The 16085-nt window shown below is 33.8% G+C and carries 17 protein-coding genes; 9 read left to right on the top strand and 8 right to left on the bottom strand.

All coding sequences use genetic code 11. From position 1 onward, the window contains the following. The first annotated feature begins 110 nt into the window (after positions 1-110). Together UMM65_RS13100 and UMM65_RS13095 are read left to right on the top strand one after the other, a co-directional pair. Positions 111-455 (top strand): T9SS type A sorting domain-containing protein, encoded by a 345-nt coding sequence (locus tag UMM65_RS13100; protein ID WP_321977124.1) that lies wholly within the window; start codon positions 111-113, stop codon positions 453-455. Positions 456-557: 102 nt separating this feature from the next. Next, on the top strand, positions 558-1271 hold the full coding sequence (locus UMM65_RS13095) for a 3'-5' exonuclease (RefSeq protein ID WP_321977122.1): 714 nt from the start codon (positions 558-560) through the stop codon (positions 1269-1271). 27 nt (positions 1272-1298) lie between these two features. Here the strand turns inward: UMM65_RS13095 and UMM65_RS13090 are convergent, their stop codons facing one another. From UMM65_RS13090 to UMM65_RS13075, 4 genes are all read right to left on the bottom strand, one after another. Further along, positions 1299-3176 (bottom strand): ABC-F family ATP-binding cassette domain-containing protein, encoded by a 1878-nt coding sequence (locus UMM65_RS13090; RefSeq protein WP_321977120.1) that lies wholly within the window; start codon positions 3174-3176, stop codon positions 1299-1301. A 91-nt stretch (positions 3177-3267) separates the two neighbouring features. Further along, entirely contained in the window at positions 3268-3822 is a 555-nt protein-coding gene (locus tag UMM65_RS13085; RefSeq protein WP_321977118.1) for a thioredoxin family protein, read from the bottom strand. Positions 3823-3931: 109 nt separating this feature from the next. Further along, positions 3932-5683: a peptide MFS transporter gene (locus UMM65_RS13080; RefSeq protein WP_321977116.1), complete on the bottom strand. Its 1752-nt coding sequence runs from the start codon at positions 5681-5683 to the stop codon at positions 3932-3934. Between the two features lie 53 nt (positions 5684-5736). Beyond that, positions 5737-7137, bottom strand: coding sequence for a peptide MFS transporter (locus UMM65_RS13075; RefSeq protein WP_321977114.1), 1401 nt, complete (start codon positions 7135-7137; stop codon positions 5737-5739). Between the two features lie 151 nt (positions 7138-7288). Between UMM65_RS13075 and UMM65_RS13070 the strand changes: the two genes are divergently transcribed. The 6 genes from UMM65_RS13070 to nadD all read left to right on the top strand — a co-directional run bounded on the left by UMM65_RS13070 (position 7289) and on the right by nadD (position 12713). Continuing rightward, positions 7289-8569, top strand: a complete 1281-nt coding sequence (locus UMM65_RS13070) for a hydroxymethylglutaryl-CoA reductase, degradative (protein ID WP_321977112.1) — start codon at positions 7289-7291, stop codon at positions 8567-8569. Between the two features lie 111 nt (positions 8570-8680). Then, positions 8681-9289, top strand: coding sequence for a superoxide dismutase (locus UMM65_RS13065; RefSeq protein WP_321977111.1), 609 nt, complete (start codon positions 8681-8683; stop codon positions 9287-9289). 144 nt (positions 9290-9433) lie between these two features. Next, entirely contained in the window at positions 9434-10330 is an 897-nt protein-coding gene (locus UMM65_RS13060) for a DMT family transporter (protein WP_321977110.1), read from the top strand. Between the two features lie 36 nt (positions 10331-10366). After that, positions 10367-11224, top strand: coding sequence for a YicC/YloC family endoribonuclease (locus UMM65_RS13055; RefSeq protein WP_321977108.1), 858 nt, complete (start codon positions 10367-10369; stop codon positions 11222-11224). A gap of 136 nt (positions 11225-11360) precedes the next feature. Then, positions 11361-11981 (top strand): guanylate kinase, encoded by a 621-nt coding sequence (gene gmk, locus UMM65_RS13050; RefSeq protein WP_321977106.1) that lies wholly within the window; start codon positions 11361-11363, stop codon positions 11979-11981. A gap of 141 nt (positions 11982-12122) precedes the next feature. Next, complete coding sequence (gene nadD, locus UMM65_RS13045; protein WP_321977104.1) at positions 12123-12713, top strand: nicotinate (nicotinamide) nucleotide adenylyltransferase; 591 nt, start codon at positions 12123-12125, stop codon at positions 12711-12713. A gap of 49 nt (positions 12714-12762) precedes the next feature. Here the strand turns inward: nadD and trhA are convergent, their stop codons facing one another. The 3 genes from trhA to UMM65_RS13035 all read right to left on the bottom strand — a co-directional run bounded on the left by trhA (position 12763) and on the right by UMM65_RS13035 (position 14474). After that, entirely contained in the window at positions 12763-13410 is a 648-nt protein-coding gene (gene trhA, locus UMM65_RS13040) for a PAQR family membrane homeostasis protein TrhA (protein ID WP_321977102.1), read from the bottom strand. Positions 13411-13446: 36 nt separating this feature from the next. After that, complete coding sequence (locus UMM65_RS17660) at positions 13447-13638, bottom strand: PLDc N-terminal domain-containing protein (RefSeq protein ID WP_415859564.1); 192 nt, start codon at positions 13636-13638, stop codon at positions 13447-13449. 89 nt (positions 13639-13727) lie between these two features. Further along, entirely contained in the window at positions 13728-14474 is a 747-nt protein-coding gene (locus UMM65_RS13035; RefSeq protein WP_321977100.1) for a lysophospholipid acyltransferase family protein, read from the bottom strand. A gap of 89 nt (positions 14475-14563) precedes the next feature. Between UMM65_RS13035 and trpS the strand changes: the two genes are divergently transcribed. Next, a complete protein-coding gene (trpS, locus tag UMM65_RS13030) occupies positions 14564-15532 on the top strand; it encodes a tryptophan--tRNA ligase (protein ID WP_321977098.1) in 969 nt (322 codons plus the stop codon). Between the two features lie 44 nt (positions 15533-15576). Here the strand turns inward: trpS and UMM65_RS13025 are convergent, their stop codons facing one another. Next, positions 15577-15834: a hypothetical protein gene (locus UMM65_RS13025; RefSeq protein WP_321977096.1), complete on the bottom strand. Its 258-nt coding sequence runs from the start codon at positions 15832-15834 to the stop codon at positions 15577-15579. Positions 15835-16085 lie beyond the last annotated feature (251 nt).

Genomic DNA, 16085 nt, shown 5'->3' with positions numbered 1-16085 from the left:
TATTCACAATTAAGGCAATTAACATAATTGAGCACAATATTTGTATATTTTTGCATAAGGATTAAATCTACTAAAAGTCAACCAACCATTTTGTAAGTTAATTTTTAAACATGAAAAAAAACTACTTTTTTTTGTTGTTATTGGTTTTGACCACTTGCCTATATGGACAAAATGGTGTTGATGTTGATGCAAAAAAAGGTAATACTGTTCAAAAAACCAAAGAAATAAAAGATTTTAAAATATACCCTAACCCAGTCGTTAATGGTAAATTATACATACATACCTTTAAAAATGCGGAAAAGAAAGTGCAACTTTACAATATATTAGGTAAGGAATTACTAAATATTACTTTAAGAGGTAAGGAATTGAACATTTCTAAATTTGACCCTGGTGTTTATATTCTGAAGGTTTATGAAAAAGGGAATACTTCCATTCGCAAGTTGGTTGTTAAATGATACAGCCCACAACCTGATTTATAAAAGTGAACTTTAACTAGTTCACTTTTTTTTGTTTTAATTTGACTATATTTATAATCACTTTATGTCAACATTAGAAGAATGCTAAACAAAATAAAATTAGAGAACATCTTATTTTTAGATATAGAAACCGTACCCGAGGTAGCGACATTTGATGAACTTTCTGAATTAAAAAAAGAGCTATTTTCAAAAAAAACAGAATATCATCGTAAAGATGAGGTTTCTGCTGAAGATTTTTACGAGCGTGCTGGAATATGGGCAGAATTTGGTAAAGTAATATGTATTTCTGTTGGTTATTTTGTCAATTTAGAAGGCAATAGAAATTTTAGAATTACTTCTTTTTCAGGAGATGAAAAACAAATTTTAATTGACTTTAAAGATCTCTTAGACAATCATTTTAATAAAAATGTTCACTTACTGTGTGCTCATAACGGTAAAGAATTTGACTTTCCTTACATAGCTCGCCGCATGATTATCAATAGCATCACACTGCCTGAAAAATTAAACTTATTTGGTAAAAAACCTTGGGAAGTCGCCCATCTAGACACATTGGAATTATGGAAGTTTGGCGATTATAAACACTATACTTCCTTAAACTTATTGACCAATATATTAGGAATTCCTTCGCCCAAACAAGATATTGATGGTAGTCAAGTTGCCAAAGTATTTTATGAGGAAAATGATATAGAAAGGATAATAAAATATTGCGAACGCGATACACTTGCAGTGGCACAATTATTACTACGATTTAATAATTTGGATTTGTTAAACGATGATGAAATTGTCGTGGTTTAACGGGCGAATGCAATTCGCCCTGCAGCGTTATTCCATTTTCATAGAAATCTCCAACCAACGTTCTTCTTTTTTGGAAATACTATCTATAACTTGTTGTAATTGTTGAGAAACTTCATCAATCTGTTGGCTTTCAACTTCATTGTTGGCAAACTGTTGTTCAATTTTTATTTTCTGCTTTTCTAATTTGGCGATATCTTTTTCTAATTGACGGAATTCCTGTTTTTCGTTATAGGACAATTTTTCCTTTGGTGATGTCGATTGGTTATCGTTTGTATTTGTAATGTCAGTCGTTGATTCTGGGCGAATGCGATTCGCCCCTACGGGTTGCGAATCTTCATATGCCCTATAATCGGAATAATTACCAGGAAAATCCATAATTTGTCCCTCTTCTTCAAAAACAAACAGATGATCTACAATTTTATCCATAAAATACCTATCGTGCGAAACTACCAATAGATTACCGGGAAAATCCAATAAAAAACTTTCCAGAACATTAAGGGTTAACACATCTAAATCATTTGTAGGTTCATCCAAAATCAGAAAATTAGGGTTTTGGATTAAGACTGTACACAAATACAACCTCTTTAGTTCGCCACCGGACAGTTTTTCAACGAAATCATATTGCTTTTTTCTGTCGAATAAAAAACGTTCTAACAAATGTCCCGCAGATATTTTTTGCCCTTTAGCAAGAGGTATGTATTCACCAAATTCTTTTATAACCTCAATTACTTTTTGCCCCTCTTTAACATGAATTCCGGACTGAGTGTAATACCCAAATTTTATGGTTTCGCCAACAACTACTTTACCAGAATCAACAGGTATTCTGCCAGTAATCATATTTAAAAAAGTAGATTTTCCCGTGCCATTTTTACCAATAATACCAATACGTTCCCCACGTTTAAAGACATATTCAAATTTATCTAACACAACCTTATCGTCAAAGGATTTTGAAATTTTATGAAGTTCTAAAATTTTACTGCCCAAGCGTTCCATGTTGATTTCCAACTGCACTTTATGATCTTTGCGTCGTTGACTTGCTTGTTCTTTTATTTGATAAAAATCGTCGATTCTTGATTTGGACTTAGTAGTCCTTGCCTTTGGTTGACGACGCATCCAATCCAATTCCTTTTTGAATAAGTTTTTAGCTTTTCCAATAGTGGTTTGTTCAATGGCAATACGCTCTTCTTTTTTCTCTAAATAATAGGAATAATTGCCTTTGTAGGTGTAGAGCTTCCCTTCGTCCAGCTCTATAATTTCGTTACAAACACGTTCTAGAAAATACCTATCATGCGTTACCATAAATAAGGTTATTTTTTCTTTTTTAAAGTAGTTTTCCAGCCATTCTATCATTTCCAGGTCTAAGTGATTGGTAGGCTCATCTAGAATCAGTAAATCGGGTTTGCTGATTAATATTATGGCTAGTGAAAGTCTTTTTCTCTGTCCACCCGATAAATTGCTCACTTTTAGGCTTAAATCTTCCAATTTAAGCTTGTAAAGAATTTGATTGTACTGGGTTTCGAAATCCCACGCTTGATGTTGATCCATGGAATCAAACGCTTTTTGATACATCTCCGAATCATCTGGATTTTTCAACGCATTTTCATACTCGTGAATTATTTTTAAAATAGGATTATCAGAACTGAAAATAGCTTCTTCAATGGTCTGTTCACCATTAAGCTCATCGGTTTGGGATAAATAGGCTATTCGTAAATCTTTTCTCGAAACAACTTGTCCGGTATCGGGGCTGTCATTACCTGTGATGATATTTAGAATAGAAGTTTTGCCCGTGCCATTTTTGGCTACAAAGGCAATTTTTTGGTCTTTGTTGATGCCAAAAGAAACATCATCGAAGAGCACTCGCTCACCGTATGATTTAGAAATATTTTCAACAGATAGGTAATTCACAACACGTTTTTAAGGTGGTGCAAAGTAAGTAAAGTTTTCTACCCCCGAAAGGGATTCAAACCCTTTCAGGTTATAAATGGGTAAAATTAAATTATTCAGCCTTAAATTCCGCTTTAAACTCTTTTTGATAAGCTTCCCACTGTTCTTTTGTAGTTACCTCTTTATGCTTATCAGTAGCAAACAACTTTAAAAATATTTCCAATTGATTTGGTGTATGGTAGCCTTTTATAGGAGCCAATAAATCAGCTTTTTCATCTAAAAATACTATTGTAGGATAAGCTTGAACCCTTAAATACTGTGCAAACTGATGTTGTGAGTTTCTGCCTTTTTTAGAAGCATCATATCCTGGGTTTCCGTATTCCTTGTCTTTAAAATTGACCGTTCCCCCTCCTTCAGCATTAAATTTCACGGCGTAGTAGTTTTCATTGACATAATCGGCAACATCCTTGTTTTGAAATGTGTTTCTATCTAACATTTTACATGGACCACACCACGTGGTGTACATGTCCATCATAATTTTGCGTGGTTCTTCTTCTTGAGCGGCAATAGCTTCTTCAACTGTCATCCAATTAATTTCACCTTTTTCTTGGGCTATTCCGTTAACAGAATATGCCAGTATTGCAATAAATATAATTAATTTCCTCATAGTCATGCCCGCGAATGCGGTTATCTTTTATTTAAACTTCCAATTATTTTTCGAAATAAGACGCAAATAATATGCCTAAATTACAAAACGGGATAACTTGTGGTTTATTTTATCTCACTCCGTGCATTAATTTTTTAATAACAGGATGTAACAAAGCTGATAATATTCCTAAGGTAACGGCTATTATGGTAAGCAACCAGAAAAAGTAGCTTAACCCTTCTGTTTTTGCTATTGCTTCTGATGATTCTCCGAATACACCAGCAAGTTTCATTCCTATTGCAACCGCTAAATACCAAATGCCAAACATCATTGCAATCATTCTTCCTGGAACTAATTTACTAACATAAGATAGAGCAACTGGAGATATACATAATTCCCCCATGGTATGAAAAAAATAAACCAAAATCAACCATATCATACTTACTGATGCGGTTTTTGCACCTACTGGAATGTCTGAAGCACCAATTGCAACACATGCCATTCCAATTCCTAAGAGAATCATCCCAAAAGCATATTTCATATTTGCATTTGGATTGTATTTACTTTCCCACCATTTAGAAAACAGAGGGGCAAAAGTAATAATATATAAAGAATTTAATACTCCAAACCATGATGCGGGGACTTCTGCTATATCTTTTACAAATTCACTATAAAGCATCCATAAGGCAATTCCCCATATAATAACAAAACTAAATGCTAGTATAATATTTGACAACGCAAATTTTGAAAATGTTTTTTTAAATAACATCCATAAAACCCAAGTAATAACTCCTAAAGGAATTACCGTCATTAATGAGTTAACAATTTTAAATGTAATTGCAGAGCTTCCTTCAAGTATTCTTTGCGTATAATCTCTAGCAAAAATAGTTAATGACCCCGGGGCTTGTTCAAATATTGCCCAAAAGAAAATTGTTATAAATGCAAAAAATACAACTGCTAACATTCTATCTCTTGTTACTCTACTATATTTTGGAATTCTAATAATAAGGAGTACTACAAATAGCAATAGAGCAGTCAAAATAATCAAATTTGTTCCAGCCATTCCAAGAAGTTCAAAATCAAATAAGTTGTAAGTTCCTTCTGATATTTTCGCAACAGGATCATTCAATATCCAAGTCAACCCTAAAGTTGCGGAAACAATAATTAGTATAATTTGAATATTGGTAAAAGGGTTTAATTTATCCTTCGATTTTTCTGCAACTTCTTCTAGGTCTTCTATTTGATTTTCTGGCTTCAATCCGATTTTACCGAAGATATCTTGGGCAAGCCAAAACTGCAACAAGCCAAAAAGCATAAAAATACCTGCGACACCAAACCCCCATGACCAACCAACTTTTTCACCTAAATATCCACAAAGTAGTATTCCAAGAAATGCTCCAGCATTTACACCCATATAAAAAATAGTATAAGCACCGTCTTTTTTAGACTCTTTTCCTTTATACATTTCAGAAATAATAGAAGTCATATTAGGTTTAAAAAACCCACTACCGAAAACTAATAGCGTTAAACCTAAATATATAAAAAAGGAAGTTTCAAGAGCCATACAAGCATGACCCAAAGTCATAAGTAATGCACCTATTAATACTGCCCACCGATAACCAATTTTTTTATCAGCCATATAGCCTCCCAATAATGTTGATAGGTATACTAGAGAGGTGTACGTCCCAAAAATGGCAAAGGCATGTTCTCTCGGCCAACCCCATCCACCATCGAGCAAAGAAGCAGTGAAAAACATAACTAAAAGTGCTCGCATTCCATAATACGAAAAACGCTCCCACATTTCAGTAAAAAAAAGTACAAACAATCCTGCAGGGTGTCCTAAAACTTTATCCTTAAATAGATTTTCAATATCGGTGTTCATTGTATAATATTATAAAACCTGGAATGGCATTAAGACATTTCAGGTTTGGGTTTTTAATTATGTAAATCTTCATCGGCCAGTTCATAGCCCTCGGTCTCTTTCATTTCACGCTCGTTATCTTCGGCACCGTGGGTAAGCTTTTCAAGTTGTTTTCTAAAAGCCATAACTAACAACCCGAAGGTTACACAAAATATAGCAATACCTGTAAAAATGGTATATTCTCCGAGTGATTCTGAAGCTTCTCCCAATAATCCTGCAAGTTTGTTTCCAAAACCTGTCATTGCAAAATAGACACCCATCATTAGTGATGCGTATTTTAGTGGAGCCAATTTAGTGATATATGATAGTGCTACTGGAGAAATACAAAGTTCTCCAACGGTATGGAACAAATAGGCAAGTACTAACCAATACATTGCTGATGCTCCTTGGCTGTTAAATTGTGCGGCTGCGGCTGTCATAAAGAAGAATCCAGTACCCATAATGATTAATCCTAAAATCATTTTAAACAATGACGTAGAAACTTTTCCTTTCAATTTTCTCCTTGCCCAATATCCAGCGACACTTGTTCCTAAAAGAATAATAAACATAGCATTCAAAGATTGAAACCAAGAAGCTGGTACTTCCCAGCCCATTAACATTCTGTTCGTTTTTTCAGAAGCATAAATATTCATAAGCCCACCCGCCTGTTCAAAGGCACCCCAAAATACAATTACTAGTAAAAATGATATGAATAATACTATAACTCTGTCTTTTTCAATTTTTGTAAGTGGTCTCTTCATTGCCAATTTTTCTTCTTCATTTTCAGAAGTACCTGAAAAATTACCTACGTATTTTAAGTGCTTTTGCCCTGCAATATATTGAATCAGTCCTAAAGCCATTCCTATTCCCGCCAATCCAAAGCCATAATGCCATCCGTGAACTTCACCAACGTACCCAACAATTAAAGCTGCTAAAAAAGCCCCTACATTTATTCCTATATAAAAAATTGTAAACCCTTTATCTCTTCTAATATCCTCTTGTCTGTATAAACCTCCAACCATGGTTGAAATATTAGGTTTTAGTAATCCAACCCCTGCAACAATCAATCCGAGTCCCGTGTAAAAAGCCCACATTTGTTCTATTGCTAGAATGCTGTGACCTGCAACCAATAAAACCCCTCCATACAATACAGATTTCTTTTGTCCTAAAAACCTATCAGCAATCCAACCTCCAGGAATAGATGCCACATATACAGACATGGTGTACCAACCGTATAATGCTAAAGCTTCTCCATTGGTCCAGCCAAGCCCTACATTGTCTCCAGTAGTAGCTGCAACAAGATATAATACCAAAATAGCACGCATCCCATAATAGGAAAAACGTTCCCACATTTCAGTAAAAAACAGTACATACAATCCTACGGGATGTCCAAATAATTCTTTTTGATGTGGTCGTTTTAGTGTTGAACTTGACATAAGTTTTGGGTTTATTTTAAATTTTGATAAAAATAGTCATTTTTTAAAAAGTGTTTCAAGTTTACGGAAATTTAGGCAAAAAACGTTGTAAATATCAGATAATTTGGGTTTGAATATTATCTTTACCACAGAATTAAATGCAATTTAATACATGTCTAAAACTATTAGTGGATTTTCTAAACTGAATAAAGAAGAAAAAATAGCTTGGCTTATGGATAATTTTTTGAAAGATTATCCTGAATCACAATCTGTTTTAAATCAATATCTTAATCCTGATAATAAATTACAACAGCTACACGATGAATTTATAGAAAATACCATCTCCAATTTCTATTTGCCATTTGCCATAGCTCCCAATTTTTTGATTAACAATAAGCCTTACGCAATACCGATGGCAATCGAAGAAAGCTCCGTTGTAGCGGCAGCTTCTTTAGTTGCAAAATTTTGGAGTAAAAGAGGAGGGTTTAAAGCGGAGGTAATTTCAACTACAAAAGTAGGACAGGTGCATTTTATGTATGATGGTCGTTTTGGTGAACTACAAAACTATTTTAATTCCATAAAACCAAAATTAATAGAAGCTACTGAACCCATCACAAAAAATATGCGAAAGCGTGGTGGTGGTATTTTGGATATAGAGCTTAGAGATAAAACGGCAGATTTGGAAAATTACTATCAACTTCATATTACTTTTGAAACAAAAGACAGTATGGGGGCTAATTTTATAAACTCATGTTTGGAAACTATTGCTACTACCTTCAAAAAGGAAAATATTGAAATAGTGATGAGCATTTTATCAAACTACATTCCTGATTGCTTGGTAAAAGCTGAAGTCTCATGTAAAATAGAAGATTTAGGCGAAAACGGGTTAGAATTTGCCAAAAAATTCCATCAAGCAGTACAAATTGCCCAGATTGAACCATATAGAGCAGTCACCCATAATAAAGGTATTATGAATGGTATAGATGCAGTGGTATTAGCTACTGGAAATGACTTTAGGGCGGTTGAAGCCGGAGTACATGCTTATGCTTCCAAAAGTGGTAGTTATAGAAGCCTTAGTGATTGTTCAATCAATGATGGTATATTTAGATTTTGGATTGAAATTCCTTTGGCATTAGGCACGGTTGGAGGATTAACAGCCTTACATCCTTTGGCAAAATTATCTTTAAACTTATTGCAAGACCCATCCGCTAAGGAACTAATGCAAGTTGTTGCTGTTGCCGGATTGGCTCAAAACTTCGCAGCTTTAAGAGCCTTAACCACGACAGGAATACAACAAGGTCATATGAAAATGCACTTAAACAATATTTTAAATCAACTTGGAGCATCAAAGGATGAGAAAAATATGCTGGTTAAAAAGTTGGATGGCCAACAAATAACGCACAACACCGTGAGCAAAGCACTTCATAAATTTAGAATTGAAAAACTTAAATAATAATATTAATCTATTAACAAATAAAAACATTCTATCTGTATCGGTAGGCTTTTAAATTTATAATTTTTATATTTGAGTTTCAAAGAAGTTTAACATTAAAAACATAAAAACATGGCTTTTGAATTACCAAAATTATCTTACGCTTATGACGCGTTAGAACCACATATTGATGCACGGACAATGGAAATACACCACACTAAACATCATGCGGGATATACCAATAAATTAAACGATGCTATAAAAGGCACAAACCTTGAAAATAAATCAATTGAAGATATATTAAAGAATTTAGACATGGATAACTCTGCGGTTAGAAATAACGGTGGAGGTTTTTACAACCATAGTTTGTTTTGGGAAATATTGAATCCAGAAGATAGAGGTCGTTTATCTGGACCTTTAAAAGATGCCATTGAAGCAGCCTATATGTCAGCTGATGCGTTTAAAGAATCTTTTTCTAAAGCGGCGGCAACCCGTTTTGGATCTGGTTGGGCTTGGCTTTGCGTTCACAAAGGTGGAAAAGTTGAAATTTGCTCTTCGCCGAACCAAGACAACCCATTAATGCCAGGAGTTGGTTGTGGTGGTACACCTATTATGGGACTTGACGTTTGGGAACATGCTTACTACCTGAATTATCAGAATAGAAGACCAGATTATATTGAAGCCTTCTTTAAAGTAGTCAATTGGAACGAAGTTGAAAGACGTTATGATGAGGCTAAATAAATAAAAGCCCCTCCCTAGCCCTCCCCTCGGGGGAGGGAACTTTTGGGCATTAAAATGAATATTTTTTAAAAAGTAATGATTTGAATATTTTGAATCATTACTTTTTTGTTTTCAGTAAATTTGCCTGAAACTAACTAACTTTTAATGAATCCAAGAAACATTGCACTTCTCTTTGCTTTCCTAGCGGCATTGATTTATGGTGTTAGTTATACAGTAGCGAAAGATGTAATGCCTTTTTATGTAAAACCCTATGCCTTTATAATTTTAAGGGTTTTGGGGGCAACTATCCTCTTTTGGGCGATTGGCATTTTTGTTAAAAAAGAAAAAATTGATCGTCAAGACTATCTGAGAATTTTTTTAGCTGCTATTTTTGGTGCCGCTTTTAACATGCTCACCTTTTTTAAAGGATTAAGCTTAACAAGTCCAATCAGTGCATCGGTAATTATGCTAACCGTACCCATTGTGGTTTTGCTGCTTTCCACAATTATTTTAAAGGAGAAAGTAAATCTTAATAAAATATTGGGTATTGCAATAGGGTTGGTAGGTGCGTTCGTGCTAATTGTTTACGGACAAAGCGTGAATAGTGGTGAAAATCCGCTTTTGGGTAATTTTTTAGTATTTGTAAACGCTTCTTTATATAGTTTTTACCTTATTATTGTAAAACGTTTAATAGATAAATACCATCCGTTAACATTTGTAAAATGGATATATACATTTGGGTTGTTAATGGTAATTCCTTTCGGCTTTTCGGAACTTCAAGAAGTACAATGGCAACAAATGCCTACGGATATTTTATTAAAAACAGGATTTATCGTAGTCTTTACAACCTTTTTTACCTATCTTTTTAATTTATTTGCGTTGACAAAGTTAAAGCCCACCACACTTAGTATTTTTATTTATTTACAACCCGTAATTGCTACCATTTACGCTTTAATCACAAATAGTGATACCTTAAGTGTCGTTAAAATTTTAGCAACAGTATTGATTTTTATGGGAGTTTATATGGTAACGATTGTAAATAAGCCAAAACGAATAACATAATTTGCGTAAATTTGCGTAAATCTTACTCAATAGTATATGATACAATCCATGACAGGATACGGTAAAGCCGTAACTGAACTTTCTCAAAAAAAAGTAACTGTAGAAATTAAAACCCTAAACAGTAAAAATTTAGATTTAAATGTAAGGGTTCCCTCTGCATATAGAGAAAAAGAATTGGAAATTAGAAGTAAACTCTCACAACAATTATTACGTGGTAAAGTAGATTTTTCCATTTATGTTGAAAGTACTGGAAGCGAAACCACCTCTACCATCAATCAAGATGTGGTCAATAGTTATATAGATCAATTGAGAAGCGTTACCGAAGTATCTTCTGAAAGTTTGTTGGAGATTGCCATGCGTTTGCCAGATGTATTAAAAACCGAACGTGAAGAATTCGATGAAACCGAATGGGCTGAAATAGATAAAACCATAGATGAAGCTATTGATGAGGTCAAAGGGTTTAGAGAAGACGAAGGTGCAGTATTAGCCCATGATTTTACGATACGAATTAAAAATATTCAACAATTATCCGAGGAAGTTATTGAATTGGATGAGGAACGATTGGCCAATGTTAGAGAGCGGATTGAAAAAGCCGTGGCTGATTTAAAACAGAATGTAGATGAAAACCGCTTTGAGCAAGAGTTAATGTATTATTTGGAAAAATTGGACATCACAGAGGAAAAAGTACGTTTAAAAAATCATTTGGATTATTTTTTACAAGCATTGCTAAGCAAAGATTCCAACGGCAAAAAATTGGGCTTTATTTGTCAAGAAATAGGCAGGGAAATTAACACTACCGGTTCAAAATCCAACTTTGCCCCAATGCAAAAAGTAGTGGTACAAATGAAAGACGAATTGGAAAAAATCAAGGAGCAGTTGTTAAATGTCTTGTAAACTAGAATAGCAAAGAACATACTAATTAGTATAATTTTCACTTAATTAGCTGATAATCAATAACAAAATTTATTATTTCTAAATACTTAAACACCAAATAGTATTTAGTGGCATTTTAAGAAAGTAAAGGAAATATATGTCGTCAAGTAAAGACTTTAAACAGAAAAAAGGTAAACTTATCGTGTTTTCCGCTCCATCGGGTTCGGGTAAAACCACTATTGTTAGACATTTGTTAAGTCAAGAGCATTTGAACTTGGAGTTTTCTATTTCGGCTACTTCACGTGAACCTCGTGGCGAAGAAGTTGATGGAAAAGATTATTATTTTATAAGTACAAAAGAATTTAAAAACCATATTAAAAATGATGACTTTTTAGAATGGGAAGAGGTTTATAGAGATAATTTTTACGGTACGTTAAAAAGTGAAGTAGAACGAATTTGGGCAATGGGCAAACACGTTATTTTTGATATTGATGTAGCCGGCGGATTGAGAATCAAAAAAAAATTCCCCGAAGAAACTTTAGCGGTTTTTGTAAAACCACCTAGCATTGATGAGCTTAAAATACGACTAAAGAAACGTAAAACAGAAAGTGATGAACGTATTAATATGCGAATTGCCAAAGCTTCTGTAGAATTGGCAACCGCACCACAATTTGATAAGGTTATAAAAAATTATGACCTAGAAGTTGCTTTAAAAGAAGCTGAGGAGTTGGTTGCTGAATTTGTAAGCCCCTCTTTCTCCCCGAAGGGGAAGAAATAGCTCAAAGGTCGTTTTTGTGCTGTATTTTGGTTGGTTTTAAAGCAACTGGACTTAGTGATGTTTTACTCTGTGTATCTCTGAGGTTCTCAGTACAACTCTGCGTAACAACCCGATAATTAGTGAAATAAGTGTCTTTTAAGAATGAAAAAAAAAGTAGGTTTATATTTCGGAACGTTCAACCCAATTCACATTGGTCATTTGGCAATTGCCAATCATTTGGCAGAGTTTTCAGACCTTGAAGAAATCTGGTTTGTAATAACGCCACATTCCCCTTTTAAAAAGAAATCGACCTTGCTGGCCGACAACCATCGTTATCAATTGGTTCAAATTGCTACTGATGACTATCCGAAACTAAAACCCTCTACGATTGAGTTTGACCTGCCACAACCCAATTATACCATTAATACCTTGGTGCATTTGGCAGAGAACTATCCGCAACATCAGTTTAACCTTATTATGGGTGAAGACAATTTGGTTTCTTTCCATAAATGGAAAAATTATGAGGTTATTTTAGAAGGATATAGTATTTACGTTTATCCAAGGATATATAAGGATAAAAAGCCAGAAACACAATTTGATAATCATCCAAAGATCCATAAGGTTGACGCTCCAATTATGGAAATTTCTTCTACGTTTATCCGTAAAGCTATTGCCGATAAAAAAAACATACAACCCTTATTGCCTTGTAAAGTTTGGCAATATGTAGATGAAATGAATTTTTATAAAAAATAAAAGATTACCCTTATAGACATTTTAATAGATAGATTTTCCATTTTTGATTTTACACCAACACATAAAAATATACCGCCATAAAGTGCGAAAAGCTTCCAAACAGCACAAAAACATGAAAAATTGCATGGTTATATGGAATTTTTCTAAGACTAAATAAGATGGCACCAATAGTATAAAAAATGCCACCAGCCATTAACCAATACAATCCGTTTATGGGTAAATTTTCAATCAAAGGTTTTATAGCGAAAATGATAATCCAGCCCATGGCTACATAAGCTGCTGTCGAAATTTTATCGAACCTGCCTGTATAAAATAATTTGAAAACAATCCCGACAAGGGCAATTCCCCAAGTAATACCAAAGATTGTCCACCCTAAAGCCCCTTTTAAAGTTACCAGCGTAAAAGGAGTGTAAGTACCTGCAATTAAAATATAAATAGCAGAATGGTCAACGATATTCAGTTTATGCCGGAGTTCTGGTTTTTGAGAGTAATGATAAATGGTGGATGCGGAATACAGCAGAATTAAACTTGCTCCAAATATGGTAAAACTCACAATATGTCTTGCTGTTCCATATTCATTTGCTCGAATAACCAAAAGTACCAAAGCCACAATACTTAAAATTAAACCGATGGCATGGGTAATTATATTGAGTTTTTCTTCGGTAGAATCATAATAGGTCAGATGTTCATTTTTCATGTATAAGAGAACCGCATTTACGGTTTGCGAAAGTGTTTAGTTTTTCTTTTTAATAGGAGCGAGTAAAAGATAAAATATCCAGGCAAACCATGAGATAAAAAGTACCGCTAGAATCCAAGCTAACTTTTCTCGACCCCCTGTTTTTCTAGAAAATATAATTGATATTAAAGGTAATAACCAAATAAAAGCAATTATGGCTAATAACAAAAGTGCATTCGAATCATTCATAATAATTTTATAATCTAGATTCCTTTAACTTTATAAACTAGGTGTCTTAAAAAATATTGCAAAAAACATTTTTTTAACTTTCTAAAATCTCAAGTCTTATGTCCCATATCTTCCACAAGCTCATTATATATAGTATCAAAAGCTTGTTGCTTTATAGTTTCCATATCATCCAAGATCAAACCTTCCGTTTGGATAAATTTATGAATTTTTACACGTAATTTTCCAGGCCAACCACTAAAGAATTTCCAAGAAAACCGTTTTTTAACATCGTAAAATGTCATAGGGACAATTGGTATTTGATGTTCTATGGCCAAACGGAAAGCTCCATTTTTAAAAGGTGCCAAGGTTACACTTTTTTCGGGTACCAATCCTTCAGGGAATATGGCAATACTCAATCCTTCATCTAATTTTTTTTGTGCTAAAATGTAAACCCTTTTGCGACTTTCTTCACTGCTTCTATCCACCCAAATACTTGTTTTTCTAAAAACATATCCAAATAAAGGTAATTTCACCAATTCTTTTTTGCCGACAAAAACAGCAGGGTTTTTCATAACCGATAGCATTAACATCACATCAATTAACGACGCATGATTGGCAATAAATAAATAACTTTTGCCGGGCAGAATCTCTTCTTCGATTTCAACAACCGGTTTAAAACCCATTACAAAAAGAATGGTTTTTCCCCAAGCGATGGCAATTTTAAAAAAAGTTTTGTACAAACTATCAAAAGAGATAACAATAACCAGTATGGGCAAGGCAAAAAGTATGGAGAAAAATATCCAGCCATAAAACCATGTACGCCAAAAAATACGAAAAATGTTTTTGAGAATATTCATTGGCGGTAAATTTAAAGAAATGTTATTTGTTAATTGGAATTTGAGATTTATAAATTGCTATTTGTATTTTTGTGCAACAAAAATAGTTTATGTCGAGAATTCTTACAGGAGTACAAAGTACCGGAACACCGCATTTAGGGAATTTATTGGGGGCGATTATTCCCGCTGTTGCCCTATCCAATAACCCAAAAAACGAGTCATTTTTATTTATTGCGGATATGCACACCTTAACACAAATAAAAGACGGTGCTACCATAAGGCAGAATACCTACAGTACAGCGGCAGCTTGGTTGGCATTTGGGTTGGACATTAACAAAACGGTTTTTTACAGACAAAGTGATGTGCCAGAAGTAACCGAACTTTCTTGGTATTTAAGCTGTTTTTATCCATACCAACGATTAACGTTGGCCCATAGTTTTAAGGATAAAGCCGACAGATTGGAAGATGTAAACGCAGGATTATTTACCTACCCGATGTTAATGGCAGCAGATATTTTATTGTATGATGCCGAGGTGGTGCCTGTAGGGAAAGATCAATTACAGCATCTGGAGATGAGCAGGGATGTAGCCAATCGTTTTAACCATAAAATGGGTGATACGTTGGTGCCACCAGAAGCTAAAATTCAAGAAAATGTGATGATAGTGCCAGGCATTGATGGCGAAAAAATGAGTAAATCTCGCAATAATGAGATAAATCTATTTTTAGAGGATAAAAAATTACGTAAGGTAATTATGAAAATCCAAACGGACAGTACACCGCTCGAAGAACCTAAAAACCCTGATACTTGTAATTTATTTGCATTGTATAAACTGGTAGCTGACGACAGTCAAATCGCAGAAATGAAAGCGAATTATTTAGGCGGAAATTATGGTTATGGACATGCTAAACAAGCTTTTTATGAGTTGCTAATTTCCAAATTTGCTAAAGAACGAGAGTTGTATCATCATTATATGAACAATTTGCGAGAAATTGATGCTGCGTTAGCTGTTGGAGCTGATAAAGCGAGAAAAGTAGCGAGTGAAGTTTTGAATAGGGTGAGAGAGAAGTTGGGGTATTGAAGCCCCACCCCTAAATCCCCTCCCCAAAGGAGATGGGACTTTATTCATGGAAATATTAATATTAATAATGGAAGTACGATAAAATAAAAAATCAACCCTAACATTCTAGCAATAAAAGCTTGTTTTGATTTTTTATCAAATCCATATTTTTCAAACCGTTCATCTTCACTATCATTAAAATCCTTGGCTGGAAATAAACTTGAAGTTGTAATGTTTATTGGGAGTAAGAAAAATCCTAACCATTCGCCTACGGTTAAGGACGCATTTTTTCTCTTTTCTTTATTTTTTTCTTCCAAATTCATAATTACAATATTTTGTCAATTGACCGAATTTTAGACTATTTTATTTAATGGTTTTAGGGTTGTAATTGGCAAATATCAAAAAAATAACAAATAAATTGTCATATTTTTAAGTTCCTTGTAACTAAAACAGATTTCCATGATAAAACCAAGTAAAAAATGAAAAAAATTTTAAACAAGAAATCAATAAAATTAAGCAACAATTTTTCGATAAGGTTTTTGTCTTTTAATAACGGCACAAATCCTCAAAACAA

Source organism: Aureibaculum koreense (assembly GCF_034296135.1).
Lineage (GTDB): Bacteria > Bacteroidota > Bacteroidia > Flavobacteriales > Flavobacteriaceae > Aureibaculum.
This window is presented reverse-complemented; position numbering and strand designations above follow the sequence as displayed.